Genomic DNA, 20057 nt, shown 5'->3' with positions numbered 1-20057 from the left:
CATGACAAACCAAGAAAGGAGAGGAATCTCCCTGGAACCGAATATGATTCATGACCCGAACGTCCAACAGTTTTTCAACGAGGTGCGCAAGCGCTTGATCGAACTGATTGGAGATGAGGCGGAAGCGGACCGCCTCTTGCTGGCTCTCGCCGGCTATATCCGCCATGCGGAGAAAAGTGGACAGTCGTTAGACAGTCTCTTAAACCAAGATCCGCATGAGTACGCTCGTTTCCTTATCGAACAACCAGAAACAAATGAAGAATATCGCCGTCGCTACCACGTCTTGATCGATGCCTCGGATGAATTAAAACCTCATGAAAAAGCTCAAGCGAATCGAGATTTCGATTGGGCGGTCAATCAACTAGACGAAGCCAAACTCTCATTGAAAGAGATTGAAGTTCGTGATCTTGCATTCCTCGCTTACACGAAAATCGAAGCGCTCAAATCATCACGGACGATTTGGAACCGTTTCGGCTGGTTGCTCGGTATGATTTTGGCATTCTCATACGCCAACTTACTGCTCGTCATCGACGATGTTTTCAGCGGACGGTTGTTCACTGCACCGATGTCGACATATCCGATTGACTACCTGGCCTTCCTGTTACCCGTTCTCGTGACGGGTGCCATCTTTGGTATATTGACCCGTTTTCGGCACCACATCCACACGCTCGGACGACGGATTGCCTTCGCTTTACTCATCGTGGTCGTCTATGTCACGTCCATCTTTTTGATTCAACCGTTATTGATGACACTTGGTTGGTCGTTCATCATTCAATTGACTCCACTGTATGCGCTCATTTTGTTAGCGATCAGTGGTTTCATGGCCATTTGGACGTTGATTGAGTTTGTCTGGAAGAGTACACGTTGTTCACTCGGAGACGACACGCTCATGCTTTATTATTAATCTGCGCCGCTCCTATTAGGAGATGGCGTTTTTTGTTTCAATTGCGGATAGAACGGAAATTACTCCTATTGTGACGCTAATTGAAGGTTGGCCAAATTTAAGGGGGTATTCGATGTCAGAACGTAAAATGATTGGTCTGTTTCAGACGGAACAGGAAGTCATGCATAAAGTAGACGAGTTGAGGTCTGCAGGGGAAGCCGAAAAGAATATGCATGTCGTTGCCAAGCGAGATGGGGAAATCTCCGCATTGCGTGACCATACGGATGTAAACGCCGAGGCTGGAGTTCGAGACGTAAATTTGCTCGATCGCGTGAAAGCATTCCTACATGGAAGTGACCGTATCCGCGATGAACTTCGCAACATGGGGCTCAGCGACGCCGAGGCAGAACAATACTACGATGCCATCGACGAAGGTCAAATCTTACTCTATGTCGATCGTCATTCTTATGATCGTTACCCGAATATGTACAAAAAAGATAGTGAACTCGATCATGACAAAGGTGAGAAGGCGGATGGGATTGCTTTTGATGCAAAGCCGTTCAACGATCATGACGAGGAACCAAAAGGGACAAAGGATGACCCGATTGTTCGCGGACATTCAGGTTTAGAAGACCATCGACGATTATAAGGAGGAATTACTATGAACGAGAAACGATTCATCAGTATGCACGACACACAAGATGCGGCGCTTGGAAAAATTGAAGAGTTACGGGCAAAAGGGTACGAGGACTCACACATTTACGTCGTCACGAAGCATGAAGACAACGTATCGATTTTGAGACGGGACACAGATATTCATACGGAAGCTGCACATCATACAAGTTGGTTCGATAAGGTCCGATCCTTCTTAAGCGGACATGAAGATGTTCATGCCGGTTTACGAAATATGGGACTTAGCGAAGATGAAGTGAAACGTCACTATGACGACGTTGAAGCCGGTAAGATTCTCGTCTATGTGGATGAGGACTTCGAGCGTCGTCATCAGGAAGGGGTGACGGTCGATGCGAAACCGTATCAAGACGCATCATCCACTCATCTCGGTAGTCATACAGACGACGGATTAGAAATCGATTCGAAACCTTACCATGAAGGTCAGACGGTTGATCCAAGTCACCCTGTAGACCCGGAACAAGATAAATTAGACGAAGAAACGAAGAATCCTGACCGAGAAGAAAAACTACGTGGTCTTGATGATCGTGCGTATCGAAACGATGTCGAAGACCCAGACAACATTCGACGCTTTTAATGATAAGAAGAGCCTGACGCGGACGCGTCAGGCTCTATTTACGTCAATCGATTCTTCGGTTCTTTTCCTTCCAGCACGTTCACGATAGCGTCCCGGTTCAACGCCATCATCGCGAGACGCGTTCGAATCGAGGCACTCCCGATATGCGGTAGTGTCGTCACGTTCGGAAGGGTCAATAGTGGATGATCCAAGTCAACCGGTTCTTTCGTGAACACGTCGAGGCCAGCCCCCCAGATTTTCTTCGCCTTGAGCGCCTCATACAACGCCTGTTCGTCGATGATTTCTCCACGAGCCACGTTGATGAAAATCGCTGTTTCTTTCATCTTGGCAAACTCATCTGCCCCAAGCATTCCACGCGTCTCGTCCGTGAGTGGTGCGAGAACGACGACGAAATCAGATTGCGTTAACAGTTCATCGAGGTCCGCATACGTGAAGCCATACATCGACTCTGACTCGTGACGACGCGTCCGATTATGATATAAGACGTCCATGTCAAATCCTCGCGCCCGTCGTGCGACCGCCTCACCAATCCGTCCCATGCCGATAATGCCGAGCTTTGCTTGAAAGAGATCCATGCCGACATACCCCATCGGAAGCCACGACTTCCACTCACCGGCACGTAAATCACGCTCGGCTTCACCGAGACGTCGCGCCGTCATCATCATGAGTCCAAACGTCAAATCCGCTGTCGTTTCCGTCAAGACGTCCGGTGTATTGGTTACGATGACACCCTTCTCTTTCGCTGCCTTCAAGTCGATGTTGTTATAGCCGACAGCCAAGTTGGAGACGACCTCTAATTTCGTTGCACGCTCAAACACTTCATGGTCAATCGTGTCACTAAGCATCGTCCACAGTGCATGTGCAGTTGCCACCTCTTCTAAAAGAACCTCACGTGGGACACTCTCACCCTCGTGTTCCCACATACGTACATCATAATGGTCACGAAGTGGTGCGACGGCTTCTTCCGGCAAACGCCGCGTAATATAGATTCGTTTTTTCATCTTTCTCCCCCTCTCTACACTTACTTGTAGTCTAACAAAAGGGAGCCATTAAGATGGTTGATCCGACTTCGGAGTTTGTTTCAGAAACTTTTCAAACAAGGAGCCGAACTCTTGATTCAACAACTGCTCGATCGTTTTTGAAGAGTCCATCGCATTTCGATAAGCAATCTCGTTGATAGCGAGTCCTATCGCCCACGTGATCCCTGAGGCGACCGTCGCATTGATGACACCGGCAGCCGCATTCGCTCCCGGGAAGAACTTCATGACATTCAATAGAATCGTTTTCGATAACGTACGTCCGATTTGTGGGATAATCGTGCTTCCAATGAGCGTCTTCAGTAAATCATCACTCGCCTTCACGCCCCAATAGCGAAACAGATGGACGCTCATCGTCACTTGAATCGGTGTCAAGGCCACGGCATCTGCAAACGGAAGCGGGACTGCAGCGGCCGTTCCTGCGCTCGCCACATACCCTGAAATGATGCGATTGGCTTTCTTCCGTTTCAACTTGAGCATCGTCTCACTCTCTGCTTGAATCTCCATCAGGAGTCCTTCCTGCAAAGAAGCGTCTAGCTGTTCAACCGACCATACAATCAATCGTTCCCAATCAACATACTGTCTCAATGTTTCGTCGTTTACTATTTCCGGGGCGATACTGACCTGAAACACGGATTCTTCCGATACGACCCCATCCAGTTCATTTCGTAACGCTGTCAGTTCATTTAAATCGACTTGGTCAATCTGTGTAAATAAGACAGCGACAGCAGTCGATTCACGAAGACGACGAATGAGCGCCTTGTCGAGTGGCGTGACACGTTTTGTCGCGGCGTTGATTGTGTACCAAACGAGATGGATTCGTTCGGATGCTTCTTGTTTCTTTGCGTTCTCCACAAACCCGATGACTTCTTCCTCGTAATGTTGTTGGCGGGCACTCCCAATCTCGTACCCTTCGCTATCAAACAACGTGACCGCAATATCGTCACTCTTATATTGATGAATTCCCCGAGTGACGGGTTCCCCTGCCGCCACCTTTGTCAAATCCCGACCAAACACATGGTTCACGACCGAACTTTTCCCCGCTCCCGTCGCCCCTGCGATGAGGATGTTTGGTTTCTTTACATTTCCACGAAGTCGCTCAAGCTCTGCTTTCAAATCATAGTCTTTAAAATCAAACCGCTTTGTCGATTCCATTCTCGTTTCCCCCTTTATGAGTTGAGCGTCTGTCCAAGCTGACGCATCTCGCGCTCAAAGCCACGTCGAATTTCTTCTTCAATCGTTTGTTTCACAGATGTGTATTGCTGATCGATGGCCTTTTTGATGCCTCGTTCTGCCGTTCGGCGCTTAAATGCCCAGTAAATGAAATGCACTCCGGGAATCATTCCGAGAACCATCTTTCGGACCGTTTTTCCAAATGAATAGTCAAATCCGAGTTCGACTCGTCTCGTTCTAAACAAATGGTCTGCTTGTTCACCGACTAATGGGTAACGTTGCATGAGTTGGATATAGTGACGTACCCCTTCAGCCATCGCATCTTCTGTCGTCACGGCCGCCTGCTCAAGTGTTTTCTCTAAATCCTTTTCAATGTGACGGGCTTTCCAACTGATCATCGCCTGTGGGGTGAGCATACGGATTTTTTCTGCCGAGTCGATACTTCGAATCCGCCAACCTTCCAACTCTTCTAAAAGATGATTCGTCAGATTGATGGGAAGTTTTCGTTCAATGTCTTTCCAAAGGTTCGTTCGATTCCGTTTCCATACGTCCTCGTAGCCTCTTACCGGGACACGTTTCCCGGTCAGTAACTTCTTCTCGACACTGTTGACACGAATGATGTCCCCTTCATCGATTGGCAGTTCACGTAACAATACCCGTTCCATCGCTTCTGCCTTCTGCACACTCATCGGGTCTTCTTCATTAAAGTTGGTCAGAATGAGGGTGACGTTGCTCCCCCGTTCATATAACGGCTTTAAAATCGCCTCAAGCTCGTATGCCTCAACACGTCCTGACTGCACGGACAACAAGTAATAGATGGTGTGAAACCATTCTGCGATATCGAGCGCCCCTTCGCGCTGATGAACGATGGATAGGATGGCTTGATGCCACTCTTCGGAACGGTCTGCCTCGAGCCCCCACGTATCAAAGAACCGAAACAAGATCCCCCGTTCTAAATCGTAATACTCGTACTCATGAAGCCCTTCTGCAGTGACCGGACTTCCGGCACGCGATTCGGCGACGTCATGTCCATATATATAATTGATGAACGCACTCTTTCCGACACCGGTCTTTCCAGCAATCAAAATATTTGAGACGAGCCCTGTCCGATCCATACGCTTCCTCCCCCATTCGTTGTATAGTTCAATTATACCGAATGGGGCAAGTTCAAACGTCCATCGAAAGGATGATTCTCATGCTACACCATATCGAACTATACGTATCCAACCTAAATGACAGTATACGTGCTTGGGAATGGCTTCTTTGTGACCAGCTAGCGTACACGCTCTATCAGTCGTGGCCAGAGGGTCGAAGCTATCGTTACGGCGATACATATCTCGTATTCGTTCAGACAGAGGAAGACCATCTTACTCCGTCCTACCATCGAAAAAAGACTGGACTCAATCACTTGGCGTTTCATGCCTCATCGCTCGCGCAACTAGAAGAAATCCGACAGCAACTCACGTCACACGGTTTTCGCGAGTTGTATGCAGACCGCTTCCCACACGCAGGTGGTCCGAACTATACAGCACTGTTTTTTGAAGACCCGGACCGCATCAAAGTTGAACTCGTGGCAACGATGTGAACGGTTTCTTGAGAACTTCTTGAAAGTTTGTGAAAACAATTGCAAACTTTATGGCAACCTCCTAGACTGAAAATGTCTAAAGGAGGTCTTCTTATGGAAAAGCAAGTCATCGACTATATGGAAGAAGCCGCATTTAAAAAATCGTCATTGCTTCAGCAATCATTTTCGCAATACATGTTACGTTCGATTATCGCTGGGTTTTTGATTGGGATCGGGGTCGTCTTCTCGTTCACGGTCGGAAACATGTTCATCGACGTGCCCGGCACGATGCTCATCGCCGGCGTGAGCTTCTCGGTCGCACTCGTCTTTATCGTCTGGATGGGTGGAGAACTATTTACGAGTAACACGATGTATCTCTACACCGGGGCAAAACGAGGTCGTGTCGCCTGGTTAGACTTAGCAAAAATATGGGGACTCAGTTGGTTCGGTAACTTGATTGGCGCCGTCATCCTGTCCTTACTCGTCATCGGTGCCCACAGCATGGGAGAAGTGACGGGTGACCATTTACTCGCCGTCGTCGCAGCGAAAAAAATCGGTGGAGATGCTCTCGCGATTTTCCTGAAAGGCATCTTATGTAACGTGCTCGTCTGTTTGGCCATCTTCATGCCGCTCAAAACGAACAACGACGTTGCGAAGATCATGCTGACGATGATTCCAGTCGTCGTATTCTTTGCTGCCGGGTTCGAGCACTCGATTGCGAACATGGGTGTTTTCGCGCTTGCGCTTCACTATGTACCGTCGGACTTTGTTAACTTCAGTGGTGCCCTTTATAATCTATTCTTCGCTACACTCGGTAATATTGTCGGTGGTGCGTTGTTCATTGCCGGAAGTTACTTATATTTGAATAAATCGGAGACGGATCAAGCCATCAAACCGATTCGTCAACGCGCATAAAAAGACAGGGACCCCGATTAGCAGGGTCCCTGTTTGTTGCATTTTACGAATTAAGATTTTGAAGAATCAGCAGCGGCTGCCTGAACAGAACCTTGTGCCACTTCGTCTTCTTCCACGTCCCAGCACTCTGTGTTCTCGATGCCGAGTTTACGAGCAGAGAAGCGTGGGTTGAGACCTTGAGCACGTTGCTCTTCGTAGTCTTTAAGAACTTTGAAGGCAACGCCACCGAGCAATGTGATGGCCGCGATGTTGATCAATGTCATCCCTGCCATGAAGAGGTCAGCGAGGCTCCAAACGAATCCGAGGCTAGCGACCGCTCCGATGAAGACGAATGCCATTGTTGCAAGACGGAATCCGAGGACTGCACCTTTGCTCTTCTTGATGAATTCGATGTTCGTTTCACCGTAGTAGTAGCTTCCTGCGATCGAGCTGAACGCGAACAAGAAGACGCTGACAGCGATGAATGCTGGAGCAAGTGCACCGATTTGTTCAGTCAAAGCGTTTTGAAGAAGGACAATCCCTTCACCGTTCCCTGAAGCATAGCTGTCTGAGAGAAGGATGATTGCTGCAGTTGCCGTACAAACGATCAATGTATCCAAGAATACACCGAGAGCTTGAAGGAAACCTTGTTTCGCTGGGTGCGATACTTCAGCAGCAGCTGCTGCGTTTGGTGCAGAACCCATACCAGCTTCGTTCGAGAAGAGTCCACGACGGACACCCATTGAGATTGCAGCACCGATTGAACCACCGACCGCTTCGTCTAAACCGAATGCGCTTTGGAAGATCATCGCGAACACAGCTGGAAGTTCAGCGAAGTTTACAACGACAACGTAAAGTGCGATTGCAAGGTACAAGACAGCCATGACAGGTACGACGATTGCCGAGAAGTTCGCGACACGTTGTACGCCACCAAAGATAACGAGACCTGTAAGGACGACTAAGACAGCTCCACCGATGACTGCATCGACGCCGAACGCGTTATCGAATGCTGCAGCGATTGTGTTCGATTGAACCGAGTTGAAGATGAGACCAAATGTGACGGCGATGAGAACCGCGAATACGATTCCGAGTGCACGGTTGTTTAATCCTTTTTCGATGTAGTAAGCCGGACCACCACGGTACGCAACATCGTCTTTCACTTTGTATACTTGAGCCAATGTACTTTCAATCATGGCTGTTGCTCCACCGAGAAGGGCGACGATCCACATCCAGAAGACCGCTCCTGGTCCACCGAGTGTGACGGCTACTGTAACCCCGGCAAGGTTACCTGTACCGATACGAGTCGCAGCACCGATGAAGAATGATTTCATTGGTGTGATACTCTTTCCATCTTTCGATGGTGTCACGTCCGATTTATCTGTAATCGTCCGGAACATTTCTTTTAAGTAACGGAACTGCATAAATCGTGTTCTGACCGTGAAGTAGATCCCGGCTCCGACGAGCACGGCGATCAATACGTACGACCATAAGATGTTGTTCAAAAAGTCGACGCTTCCCTGTAACATACCTTGAATCGCTTCCATGAATAAGTTCCTCCCTGTTGTGTGAATCTGAAGTTGAGAATTTTTTTATGATGTCTTAGTTCTGAATTATACAAAGATTCTGACAATTAGCAACAATTTTTTTATAGGTAATTTCACTATTTTTTCACATGTTTCAGGAAAGATTCCTTATTTATAAGTACTTAAAGCGCTTACATAAAAATGTTTAGAAATATTAAATCATGATTAAATTCATTTATGATGAAACGCATATTCAAAAAAAACAGCCACTCTTTTCGAGTAGCTGTCGTCTTAAATACCAGTACGTTTCTTCTGGTTATTTGGTTTTTTCGTCAATTGGCTCGTCAACGGTTTTTGTTTTGTACCATGTAAACCCGTCGGAACCTTCGTCTGGTTCTGTTTCTTTTCTGCAAGCTTTTGTTTCATCGCTTCTTGAAAAGATAGTTTTTTCTCGCTCATCTTACTCACCTCCAGCTTCGATCACTTTCACACGACCGACCTGTCCATCGCTCAAACGCACTTTGATTCCGTGCGGATGACGTGGCGAGTTCGTCAATATATCTTGAACGACGCCTTTCGTCAGCTTCCCGCTTCGTTGATCTTGTTTCAAAACGATTTGGACATGGAGTCCTGGGCGAATGTCAGCACGTTTCGTTCCATCCATACCCGACACCCCTTTCCATTTAGTCAATCTCTATCATATGCTCTTTTCCCTTATTTGTCACAGCCTATTCCAGATCCCGATTTGTCGCATCGACTCCGTCATGTAACTTTGATCGGTCTGTAGCGTCTTCTCCGAAAGAGGATTATGAAACTCAATACGGACTCCCCGATGTGAGAAGATGACGTCGATGACCTCATTTTCGTCTATATCGCGAAGTGTCGCTGTTCCTTGAAGAGCATGAAAAGCTTCCGCGAACGCTTCCGCAAAGCTGAGATACGCTGTCACGGATGTTACGATCCGGCTTTCCCCAATCTTTACGGTTAATCGCTCGCGAGTGGCACTTTCGATCGCGACGTGTACGGTATCATTCCCATTTGAAAATTCAATCGTATGCATCCTTACTCCACCTCTCATTCAAAAGAGGTACCCTCCTAGGAAGGTACCTCTCTATCATAAACGATATAACCGCGCTGCGAATGGTCGCAGCATGAATGTCTCGGTATCAATCGTCTCCGGATCGATTTCATTCGTCATGACAAGCGTCGCACCCGCAATCTCCGGGATGGTCACTTCTGCCGGATTCGCAGTCAAGTTGACGACCACGAAGAATCGATTGTTCTCAAATGTACGTTCATAGACAAAAGCCTGCTTATGCTCTGGCAAGACATCACGATAACGACCGTACGTAAACGTATCTTCGGCCCGGCGAAGACGAATCATTTCCTTGTAGAACGAGAGAATCGAGTGCTGATCGTTTCGCTGTGCCTCGACGTTGAGTGTCTCATACTCTTCGTGAATCGGCATCCATGGGGTTGTCGTCGAGAAACCGGCATGCGGTGACGCATCCCATTGAATCGGTGTTCGCACGTTATCACGGGATGTGCCCCATACTTGCTGCATCGAGTCGACTTCACTCATCCCGTTCGCAATCCGTTCGAAGTATTCATTCTTCGTCGCGACGTCATCGTAATCATGGATGGATGGAAGCGGTACGTTCTTCATCCCAATCTCTTGTCCCTGGTAAATAAACGGTGTTCCGTGCATAAAGAAGTACATCATCGCGAGCGCGGTCGCACTCTCCCGCCAATAATGATGCTCATCCCCAACGAGCGAGACCGCCCGCACCATGTCATGGTTTTCAATATATAGCGCGTTCCAACCCGTTTCACGTAAACCTTGTTGCCACTTATCGAAGATTCGTTTCAACTCGACGACATCGAGTGGGGCCAGACGTGACCGCCGCATAATGTCGACATGGTCAAAATGAAACGCCATATTCATTGCGCCGTTTTCTGGACCCATCCAAAGATCTGCTGCTTCCGGCTCAATCCCGTTCGTTTCACCGACCGTCATAATATCGTATTTCGAGAACGTTTCCCGTTTCATCTCTTGAAGATAGTCATGGATGCCGTCGATGTTCGAGTACATCGAGAACGCCGTGACGATTGGCTTGCCGTCAGGAGATGGAAGCATCGTCCCTGTTGGCATCTTTTTAATGTGACTGATCGCATCGACACGGAATCCGTCCACCCCTTTATCGAGCCACCAGTTAATCATGTCATAGACGGCCGTTCGAACTTCACGGTTCTCCCAGTTCAGATCTGGTTGCTTCTTCGAGAAGACGTGTAAGTAATATTGATCGGTCTGTTGATCGTATCCCCAAGCAGAGCCGCCAAAGATACTCGCCCAGTTGCTCGGTGGCGCACCATCTTTTCCGTCTCGCCAAATGTACCAATCCCGTTTCGGATTATCTTTAGAGCTTTTCGACTCGAGGAACCACGGATGTTCATCCGATGTATGATTGACGACGAGGTCGAGCAACAGTTTCATGCCACGTGCATGTACGGCCTCTAATAGCGCATCGAAATCCTCCATCGTCCCGAACTCTTCCATAATGTCTTGATAGTCACTAATATCATATCCGTTGTCATCGTTTGGCGACTTATACATCGGACAAATCCAAATCACGTCAATGCCAAGGTCTTCTAAGTAATCGAGCTTTTCGATAATCCCACGTAAATCTCCGATTCCATCCCCATTCGAATCTTTGAAACTTCGTGGATAGATTTGATAAGCAATCGCCTCTTTCCACCATACGCGACTCACTTCTGTTTGTTTTGTTTGGCTGAACAACGTCTCCATACGGCACGTGCCTCCTACAATAAGGTATGATTCACATCTACCATAGCATTAGTGCAAGCGTTTGCAAAGAATCAGCTCACAAAAAAATGCAGTTTACACTGCATTTGAATGAAGCGCCCCAACTTGTTCACAAAAAGTGGCGATGAGCTTCGATAAGTGTTTCCAATCATTGTCCATCGTCGCGACGTGATACGAGTTCGGGAGCACCGCATATTCTTTTGTACCTTGCAATTGATCGAACAACCAAATCGAATCGATTGGTGGCACGACGTTGTCGACTGCCGAATGGATGACATATGCCGGCACATCAACCGACCCGACGTGCGGGCGTACCTCGTCAATTAACGCCAGCAATTCCCGAATCGCCTTTGTAGGCACGCGGTCGTAGACAATCTCGTATACATCCTCTGCTAGAATGTCGGGCGCGTCTTCATCGATGAATCGACACTCGGTATCAGACGCATGACACGCATACCCAGGTACGGATAAGGCTGCATTGATTGTGACGATGGCATCTACCTTTTCTTCAAGCGCAGCTTTGAGCGCTAGCGTCCCACCCATTGATTGACCGACGACGATGACCGTCCGACACGACTCGCGCAATCGTTCAATTCCTTCGATGACACTCTTGTACCAACATCGATGCGTTGAACATCGAAAATCTTCTGGATCTGTCCCATGCCCTTTCAAACGCGGAGCATACACCGTAAAGCCTTGTTTCATCAATTCGATTCCGACGTCTTGAACACTTTGAGGCGTTCCATTGAACCCATGACAAAGCAAAATTCCGATTTCGTTTCCTTCATAATAAAATGCGCCTGCCCCAGGAATGACTGGATAGTTGATCGCTCTCATTACTGCCTCCTTTTAATACACACTTAACAGATACAATTAATTAGTATTAGAAGAGTGTAAAAGTTATCCGAGTAATCGTCAAGTTCTTCAATGATCATTTACTTTGTCATCAAACTGTAATCATAACTTCGTATTTAGTGGATTGAGTTCTGACGTCTGCTTGGTTATGTTTAACATGTAGTTTAAAACTTGGGAAATGTGTTTGTCGTTTTTGACAATACACGAATAATTTTTCAAGTGATTCGTTAAAAGGATAGTAATGTAAGCGTTATCATGGTGTTTTTTGATGTGAAGGAGGGTTGTTTATAATCAATTTATGACAACGTACGATGGGGAAATCGGATTACACAATTACATTCAAGGGAGACTTACACATGGGGAAACCAACACAATCATTTAAGGCAGTCACTGGACTCGCCTTGTCAGCAGGACTCATCGTCAGTAGCATGACGCCGATCGCGGCAAATGTACATGCCGAGACGTTGAATGCTTCAGATCTTTTCATCTCAGAGTATGTAGAAGGCTCAAGCAACAATAAAGCCATCGAGTTGTTTAACGGAACGAACGCGACAATCGACCTTTCTGCCTACAAGATTGAACTCTATTCAAACGGTGGCACGACTGCCGGAAACACATTGAATTTGACGGGAACACTCGCACCAGGAGCTACATATGTCATCGTGAACGGTAGTGCGTCGGACGCATTGAAAGCGAAATCGAATACGACGAGCGCTGTGACGAACTTCAACGGAGATGACACGATTGTCTTGAAAAAAGGAGACACTGTTCTCGACGTCTTCGGTCAACTCGGTGTCGACCCAGGTACGAAATGGGGAACGACTGTCGCGACTGCCGACCAATCGCTCATTCGTAAAGATACAGTGACGCGTGGCGACAGTGACGGAAGCGATGCTTTCGATCCTGCTGTCGAATGGACATCGACACCACAAGACTCGTTCGATAACCTCGGGGCGCATACGTTCCAAGGCGTCGAGTACGGCGATGGCGGTACGACAGAACCACCTGCACCGGTCACACCGATTTCAATCGCAGACGCACGGACAAAAGCAGAAAATGAGACGGTCACTGTAAAAGGAGTCGTCACTGGAAAGCTTGCGAACACGATTTCGATTCAAGATGCGACAGGCGGTCTTTCTATCCGACCGACGTCCCTTGCGGTCAACGTTGGGGATGAAGTCGTCGTCACAGGCGTTGTCGGTTCGTATCGTGAACTCTTGCAATTGAACAGCGCGGTCGTCGTCTCGAAACAAGCAGCGACGCTTCCTACTGCACAAGTAGTGACGGGAGAAGAAATCAACGAAGACGTCGAATCAGAACTCGTAACCGTCAACAATGTTACGCTCACAGGGAGCGGTCAAAACTTGACGGCAACGGACGGAACGAAAGAGTTCATCGTTCGTGACGAACGGGGCATCCTCGATTTACAGACGGATGTGAACTATTCATCCATCACAGGAATCGTTCAGCAGTTTGACGATGCTTATCAAATCATCCCGCGTGACCCAGCGGACACGGTCATCGATACGTCGGTCCTTCGCCCGGCCGTCGCAAAACCAGGTGCCGGCACGTTTGTCGGACCGCAAGACGTCACGCTCTCAACGACGACGGCAGATGCTGAAATTTTCTATACGCTCGACGGTTCAGATCCAAAAGAGAACGGGACTCGTTACGAAGGTTCGATTCGTATCGAAAACTCGACTACGGTGAAGACGGTCGTGAAAACAGGTGACACGTTCAGCGCTGTCTCGACGTTCTCATACAAGATCACAGATAAGATTCGCATTCACGACATCCAAGGAGCGAACCATACGGCTCCAATGAACGGACAGACGGTTGAGGGCGTCGAAGGAATCGTCACGTCTACTTTCATCTCGAGCGGGACGACATATTACTTCATCCAGACACCGGATGCTGAAGCCGACAACGATGCACGCACATCTGAAGGGATTGTCCTTTACGGTGGACGTTCAATCGCTGGTATTCAAGTCGGTGACCTCGTCAAGGTGAACGGGAAAGTGAGCGAATACGCGATTGAAGGATATAGTGATCGCCAACAGACAGACATGAAGATGACGCAAATCGATACACGTAACGGAAAAGTCGAAGTCGTCGCGAGCGGTGTGACACTCCCAACTCCGATTACAATCGATGCTTCAAACCTACCGACAGAGTTTATCGATAGTGATAACCTCGCTGTCTTCAACCCGGAGAAGGACGCGATTGACTTCTGGGAAAGTCTCGAAGGCATGCGCGTTCAAACGAACAACTTGAAATCAGTCGGACCACAAGAATACGGTGACCTCGTGACCGTGCTCGAAGATACGCCAACGGAGACTTACAATGGTGGTGTCTTATTGAAAAAGAACGACGCAAACCCGGAGCGCATTCAATTCCGTCTCGAACCGAACGCAGAAGCGCGTGACTTCGATGTGGCGACAGGCGACCGTTTCAACGGACCAATCGTTGGTGTCGTCGGCTACTCATTCGGAAACTACAAGATTCAAGCGTCGCTCGAAGACATGAAAGCTGCCTTCGTCAAAGGGGATGCGCAGCGTGAGAAGACGTTCATCGAAGCAGAAGAAGATCAATTGACGATTGCGTCTTACAACTTAGAAAACTTTTCGAACAACATTAAAGAAACGTCAGATGAGAAGGCGCTCAAATTGGCAAAAGCATTCGTCAATGAATTGAACAGCCCTGACATCATCGGCGTAACAGAAGTACAGGACAACGATGGACAAGACAAAGGTGCGGGTTCTGCCGCTGATCAAAGCTATCAACGCTTGATCGACAACATCGTCGCTGTCGGCGGGAAAACGTATAAGTATGTCAACATCGACCCTGAGAACAACCAAGACGGTGGTGCACCGGATGCCAACATTCGTGTCGGTTTCTTGTATGACCCTGCGCGTGTATCGTTGACGGATGGAATGCCTGCCGGTGACGCGACGACGGCAGTCGGATATGTTGACGGGAAGTTGACGCACAACCCGGGACGTATCGACCCGACGAACGAAGCGTTCAATCGCTCACGTAAACCGTTGGCAGCTCAATTTGATTTCCAAGGTGAGAACGTGATTGTCATCGCGAACCACTGGAACTCAAAAGGCGGCGATACTGGATTCTTCGGTTCACAACAACCGGTCGTACTCGGAAGTGAAGTACAACGTAAGAAGATTGCACAAGTCGTCCACAACTTCGTGGCGGACGTGAAGACGAAAAACCCGGAAGCGAACGTTGTCGCACTTGGAGACTTTAACGATTTCGAATTCTCGGATGCGCTTCAGATCTTTAAAGGAGACTTGATGACGAACATGGTCGAGAAAGTCCCTGCTGTTGACCGCTACTCATATGTCTATCAAGGAAACTCACAAGTACTCGACCACATCCTCGTGTCGAACCGCTTGGCCGCTTCTACGAAGATTGACATGATTCACGTCAATGCGGACTTCACCGAGATGTCAGGTCGCGCGAGTGACCATGATCCGGTTCTCGCACAAATCGACTTCACTCCAGAACCTGAAGTGGAATTGACGCGTTACACGGTAGAAAATCATCCAGCCGCTCGCCTCGTCCTTCAAGAGGACTTTATCGGTGTGACGATTGGAAAAGGAACAAACTTTAAAAACGGAATCTTTGTCCGTGGCGCTTACACGGAATTGACGGGTGATGCGTTGAAAAACGTCGTCGTTCAAGTGAAACCGAAAGAAGCCGGTGCCATCATCGACTTCAAAGGCGCAACAGTGAAAGAAGTGATCGTTGACGGAAAAAACCTTGCCGAGATTCGTGGGGCGAAAAATGTCCAGCGCATCACATATGCGAAAGGTGCTTCCCCATCATCCATCACCATCAAGAAATAACATGCTGAAACGCAGACACATCGTCTGCGTTTTTTTTGGTTTCAGCTCCCTTTAAGCGGGGATAAAAAGGAAGATGCTGAATCATGGAGGATGAAACGGATGGAATTGTATAACGGAGATTTATATTGGCCAACGACCGAATCAGATGACGTGGTGTTGCAACAACCTGAGAAAAAGGAGCAGTATGACGTGCTCGTCATCGGAGCAGGAATGTCGGGAACGCTGACAGCTTACACGTTGCAACAGGATGGTGTGGATTTCGCGGTGCTCGACGGACGAAAAGTCGGAACAGGCAGCACGTCGGCCAACACCGGTCTTATTCAATATTCAAATGACATTATGTTACATGAACTCGCCGAAAAAATCGGAGAAGACGCGGCGGTACGCTTCTATCGTCTTTGTCTCGATGCCGTCGAATCACTTGATCAGGTAGCGGAAGATGTCGGGGCAGCCGATATTTATATTCGCCGGGATAGCCTTTGTTTTGCGAGTGAGGAGGCCGATGTTGCCAAATTGAAACTTGAGTATGAGATGCTTTCGAAGCATGGTTTTGAAGTGGAATGGCTCGACCGCGATGCATTGCGTGAACGTTTCCCGTTCGACAAACCGGCGGCCTTGATTACAACAGGTGATGCCGAAGTCAATCCGCTCACACTCAGCCGTCAAATCATTCGTCATTTATCGAAACAAAACGTCCCGATTTTTGAAGAGACGTCGGTGGATGAGGTCGTTTCAGACGGTGAAGGATGGATTGTCCTCACGTCAAACGGTACATTCAAAGCGAACAAAGTCATTTTTGCGACAGGTTACGGTCCTGCCCCCTTACTCGATTCTCATCGGATCGATTTGAATCGCTCGTATGCCATCGCCACGAATCCGATTGCAGAATTTAGCGAATGGGAAGGGCGCGCGCTCATTTGGGAGACGAAACGACCATACCTATATTTACGTACGACTCCGGACGGTCGGATTATCGCTGGCGGTCTCGACGAAGACAAAGCAGAGACACCTCACGATGAGGCAATTATGAACGACCGGGCTGAACGGGTGAAGGAAAAAATTGCAGAACTCTTCCCGATGTACGACCTCGAAGTCGACTATGCCTGGGTCGCCTTGTTTGGAGAATCGGTTGACCAACTCCCCTTCATCGGAGAGCACCCGAATCGACCGAATTTGTTTTATTTGCTCGGATATGGGGGAAATGGGACGGTGTACAGCATGCTCGGCTCTCACATCCTGAGCGCCCTCGTTCGTGGTCAGAATCATCCAGACGCTGATCTCGTTCGTCTAGATCGAATATAACCCCTTTATCTTGGGGTTGTTACATATTGAAGGAGTGTTTTTGGATTGAAGAAAAAAAGAAAAGCAAGGTGGGTATACACGTTTCGCCGACTAATCGTGTTTCTCGTCCCTCTTGGCTTCGTCATCTGGTTTTGGCCAAACGAGTCGACACCCACCACGCAATTAAAGTCTGAACAAGTCTCTATTTCCGAGGAAATATATACGATTGAAAAGCGTACACCCGTTGTAGAAGATGGTGTGACTCGATATGAATATGACGTTGTGGTGCATGGTGAACCAAGTACGGATGAACTTCAATCCATTAGCCATGACGTCATCGAAGACGTCCAACAGTCCGACCAATTCCAGGCCGCCTTGTTACGATTTTATGATGACGCCGCCTATATCGGGACAGAACCCCCACTCGGTGAGGCCGTATTCGCTCCTGAAGGCGACTATGCGCTTGCGGACTGGGTCGAACCTGGTCAAACAGACGAGATGACGTTCGGCTGGCAGCTTCGTGAAAAAGAGTGGTCGACGAAATTGACCGAAAAAGAGATTCAAATCTGGACATTATGGCAGGAACAATATACGAAACAGGATCCAGACGACCCGGACGTAAAGTCAAAAGTGACACGAATCGTCTCCGATGAATATGATTTCGACCCGAAAATGGTGCAACAAACCGTTTTAAAACAGCACGTATGGATCGCACTATAAGTGAGTCACTCGTTTGTGTGAAATCTCTCTTTTTTGAAAAAAGAGGGATTTTTTTATTTGGGTTAGGGAACACCGATACAGTAGGTCAAAACGTGACTTACAACGGTCAGTCATACTTAAGGGAGGCAATCACATGGGGAACAAGAAAGAAGAGCAGTTAAAACAACATACGATTGATAACGAACAACAAGCAGGCTTGACGACGAACCAAGGATTGAAGATGGCGGAAGATGAATTTTCACTGAAGGCAGGGCGTCGCGGTCCGACCTTGATTGAAGATTTTCATTTTCGGGAGAAGATGACCCACTTTGACCACGAGCGGATTCCAGAACGGATTGTCCACGCTCGCGGCGTCGGTGCTCACGGGGAATTCCAAGTATATGAACCGCTCGCCGACATCACAAAAGCTGATTTCTTGAACGACCCTTCAAAGACGACACCGGTATTCGTCCGTTTCTCGACCGTCCAAGGCTCACGTGGGTCCGCGGATACGGTACGTGATGTACGCGGTTTTGCGACGAAGTTTTATACAGACGAAGGGAACTATGACCTAGTCGGAAACAACATCCCTGTCTTCTTTATTCAGGATGCCATCAAATTCCCTGACCTTGTCCATGCCGTAAAACCTGAACCGCATACGGAAGTGCCGCAAGGGGGAAGCGCGCACGATACGTTCTGGGACTTCGTCGGACAAAACCATGAGACCGCTCATATGGTCATGTGGGCGATGAGTGACCGGGGAATTCCACGTAGTCTACGCATGATGGAAGGTTTCGGGGTTCATACGTTCCGTCTCGTGAATGCGGAAGGAAAGGCACATTTCGTCAAATTCCATTGGAAACCGAAGCTCGGTGTCCATTCACAAGTATGGGACGAAGCTCAAAAAGCAGTCGGGAAAAATGCGGACTTCCACCGTGTCGATTTGTATGAAGCCATCAACAAAGGAGATTATCCGGAATGGGAGCTCGGACTCCAACTCATCCCTGAAGAAGATGAGTTCAACTACGACTTCGACATTTTAGATCCGACCAAACTGTGGCCTGAGGAAGAAATCCCTGTGAAACTCGTTGGGAAGATGACACTTAACCGAAACGTCGATAACTTCTTCGCTGAAACCGAGCAAGTCGCCTTCCATCCGGGACACCTCGTTCCAGGAATCGATTTCTCGAACGACCCGCTCTTACAAGGGCGCTTATTCTCTTATACAGATACACAACTCTCGCGTCTCGGTGGACCAAACTTCCACCAGATTCCGATCAACAAACCCGTTTGTCCGTTCCACAACAATCAGCGTGACGGTATGCATCAAATGGCCGTCCACAAAGGACAGACGAGTTATCATAAAAATGCGCTCAATAACAATCAGCCTGAACCCGTACCAGCTGACCAAGGCGGATTTGAGCATTATCAAGAGAAGATTGACGGACATAAAATTCGAGGACGCAGCGACAGCTTCCTAGACTTCTATTCACAGGCGAAACTCTTCTATAACAGCATGACCGATGTCGAGAAGCAACACATTCAAGACGCCTGCAGTTTCGAGCTCGGGAAATGTGAGTCCGATATGGTGAAAGAAAACGCTGTTGATTTATTAAACCGGATTGACCGTCATCTCGCTGAGGTCGTCGCGGATAATTTGGGCGTGCAAGTACCTGAAGAAAACAATGAAGTCCAGTCAGACAAGACGTCCCCTGCCCTCTCGATGGCGAACACGATCAAAAAACCGGACACGAAGAGCGTCGCCCTTCTCCTCGCCGGTGACGTGGATGCGAATCAAGTGAAGCAATGGGTGAAGCAACTCGCCGACCACAACGTCAACTATAGTCTCGTCGGTAAGAAAGCCTATATGCTCGGTGACTTGAAAGTAAAAGAGACGTACGACACGGTCGACTCGAGCCTCTTCGACGCCGCCTTCTTGGTGAGTGCCGCAACCTCGGTCGAAGATGATGTCCTCGAGTTCATCGAGAATACGTATAAGCACTTTAAACCGCTCGCCCTGCACGTGCATCATAAAGAAGCACTCGCAACATGTCGTGTAAAGACAGACCAGCCTGGCGTCTTCACGTTTGATGCGCATAACCTCGATGGATTCGATACGTTCATCGACGGAATCGCGACCGCCCGCTTCTGGGACCGCGCATAACGATACCACTCGACTCGATTCACGAGTCGA

18 protein-coding genes are annotated in these 20057 nt (G+C 48.4%); 9 read left to right on the top strand and 9 right to left on the bottom strand.

All coding sequences use genetic code 11. The annotated features are described in order from the left end of the window. Window position 1: 1 nt before the first annotated feature. The 3 genes from KNO99_RS06745 (at window position 2) to KNO99_RS06735 (ending at window position 2150) form a co-directional block, all read left to right on the top strand. Window positions 2-904: a hypothetical protein gene (locus tag KNO99_RS06745; RefSeq protein ID WP_251130987.1), complete on the top strand. Its 903-nt coding sequence runs from the start codon at window positions 2-4 to the stop codon at window positions 902-904. Between the two features lie 112 nt (window positions 905-1016). Further along, on the top strand, window positions 1017-1532 hold the full coding sequence (locus tag KNO99_RS06740; protein WP_214746666.1) for a YflT domain-containing protein: 516 nt from the start codon (window positions 1017-1019) through the stop codon (window positions 1530-1532). Window positions 1533-1544: 12 nt separating this feature from the next. Next, a complete protein-coding gene (locus KNO99_RS06735; protein WP_214746663.1) occupies window positions 1545-2150 on the top strand; it encodes a YflT domain-containing protein in 606 nt (201 codons plus the stop codon). Window positions 2151-2188: 38 nt separating this feature from the next. On the opposite strand, the gene KNO99_RS06730 is transcribed toward KNO99_RS06735, so the two are convergent. From KNO99_RS06730 to KNO99_RS06720, 3 genes are read right to left on the bottom strand one after another with little or no spacing between them, the layout of a single operon-like run. Further along, complete coding sequence (locus KNO99_RS06730; protein ID WP_214746660.1) at window positions 2189-3151, bottom strand: 2-hydroxyacid dehydrogenase; 963 nt, start codon at window positions 3149-3151, stop codon at window positions 2189-2191. 48 nt (window positions 3152-3199) lie between these two features. Beyond that, complete coding sequence (locus KNO99_RS06725) at window positions 3200-4342, bottom strand: YcjF family protein (RefSeq protein WP_214746657.1); 1143 nt, start codon at window positions 4340-4342, stop codon at window positions 3200-3202. Window positions 4343-4356: 14 nt separating this feature from the next. Beyond that, the gene (locus KNO99_RS06720) at window positions 4357-5475 is read right to left on the bottom strand and encodes a GTPase (protein ID WP_214746653.1); all 1119 of its coding nucleotides are present in this window, start codon (window positions 5473-5475) and stop codon (window positions 4357-4359) included. An 80-nt stretch (window positions 5476-5555) separates the two neighbouring features. Between KNO99_RS06720 and KNO99_RS06715 the strand changes: the two genes are divergently transcribed. Together KNO99_RS06715 and KNO99_RS06710 are read left to right on the top strand one after the other, a co-directional pair. Then, a complete protein-coding gene (locus tag KNO99_RS06715; RefSeq protein ID WP_214746650.1) occupies window positions 5556-5945 on the top strand; it encodes a VOC family protein in 390 nt (129 codons plus the stop codon). A 93-nt stretch (window positions 5946-6038) separates the two neighbouring features. Next, the gene (locus tag KNO99_RS06710) at window positions 6039-6839 is read left to right on the top strand and encodes a formate/nitrite transporter family protein (RefSeq protein WP_214746647.1); all 801 of its coding nucleotides are present in this window, start codon (window positions 6039-6041) and stop codon (window positions 6837-6839) included. Window positions 6840-6889: 50 nt separating this feature from the next. Here the strand turns inward: KNO99_RS06710 and KNO99_RS06705 are convergent, their stop codons facing one another. The 6 genes from KNO99_RS06705 to KNO99_RS06680 form a co-directional block, all read right to left on the bottom strand. Beyond that, complete coding sequence (locus KNO99_RS06705) at window positions 6890-8362, bottom strand: alanine/glycine:cation symporter family protein (protein ID WP_214746644.1); 1473 nt, start codon at window positions 8360-8362, stop codon at window positions 6890-6892. Window positions 8363-8632: 270 nt separating this feature from the next. Then, complete coding sequence (locus KNO99_RS06700) at window positions 8633-8800, bottom strand: hypothetical protein (protein WP_015880321.1); 168 nt, start codon at window positions 8798-8800, stop codon at window positions 8633-8635. Window position 8801: 1 nt separating this feature from the next. Continuing rightward, window positions 8802-9005, bottom strand: a complete 204-nt coding sequence (locus tag KNO99_RS06695) for a YwbE family protein (RefSeq protein WP_015880320.1) — start codon at window positions 9003-9005, stop codon at window positions 8802-8804. A gap of 57 nt (window positions 9006-9062) precedes the next feature. After that, the gene (locus KNO99_RS06690; protein WP_214746640.1) at window positions 9063-9401 is read right to left on the bottom strand and encodes a hypothetical protein; all 339 of its coding nucleotides are present in this window, start codon (window positions 9399-9401) and stop codon (window positions 9063-9065) included. A 54-nt stretch (window positions 9402-9455) separates the two neighbouring features. Next, complete coding sequence (locus tag KNO99_RS06685; protein ID WP_214747088.1) at window positions 9456-11111, bottom strand: glycoside hydrolase family 13 protein; 1656 nt, start codon at window positions 11109-11111, stop codon at window positions 9456-9458. A gap of 129 nt (window positions 11112-11240) precedes the next feature. Beyond that, complete coding sequence (locus KNO99_RS06680; RefSeq protein WP_214746637.1) at window positions 11241-12002, bottom strand: alpha/beta hydrolase; 762 nt, start codon at window positions 12000-12002, stop codon at window positions 11241-11243. Between the two features lie 374 nt (window positions 12003-12376). On the opposite strand from KNO99_RS06680, the gene KNO99_RS06675 reads away from it, so the two are divergent. The 4 genes from KNO99_RS06675 to KNO99_RS06660 all read left to right on the top strand — a co-directional run bounded on the left by KNO99_RS06675 (window position 12377) and on the right by KNO99_RS06660 (window position 20027). After that, complete coding sequence (locus tag KNO99_RS06675) at window positions 12377-15883, top strand: lamin tail domain-containing protein (RefSeq protein ID WP_214746634.1); 3507 nt, start codon at window positions 12377-12379, stop codon at window positions 15881-15883. Window positions 15884-15982: 99 nt separating this feature from the next. After that, entirely contained in the window at window positions 15983-17185 is a 1203-nt protein-coding gene (locus KNO99_RS06670; protein WP_214746631.1) for an NAD(P)/FAD-dependent oxidoreductase, read from the top strand. A gap of 45 nt (window positions 17186-17230) precedes the next feature. Next, window positions 17231-17884, top strand: a complete 654-nt coding sequence (locus KNO99_RS06665; RefSeq protein WP_214746629.1) for a hypothetical protein — start codon at window positions 17231-17233, stop codon at window positions 17882-17884. Window positions 17885-18017: 133 nt separating this feature from the next. Continuing rightward, the gene (locus KNO99_RS06660; RefSeq protein WP_214746626.1) at window positions 18018-20027 is read left to right on the top strand and encodes a catalase; all 2010 of its coding nucleotides are present in this window, start codon (window positions 18018-18020) and stop codon (window positions 20025-20027) included. The last annotated feature ends 30 nt before the right edge of the window (window positions 20028-20057 follow it).

Source organism: Exiguobacterium sp. s189, assembly GCF_018617615.1.
Lineage (GTDB): Bacteria > Bacillota > Bacilli > Exiguobacteriales > Exiguobacteriaceae > Exiguobacterium > Exiguobacterium aestuarii_A.
This window is presented reverse-complemented; position numbering and strand designations above follow the sequence as displayed.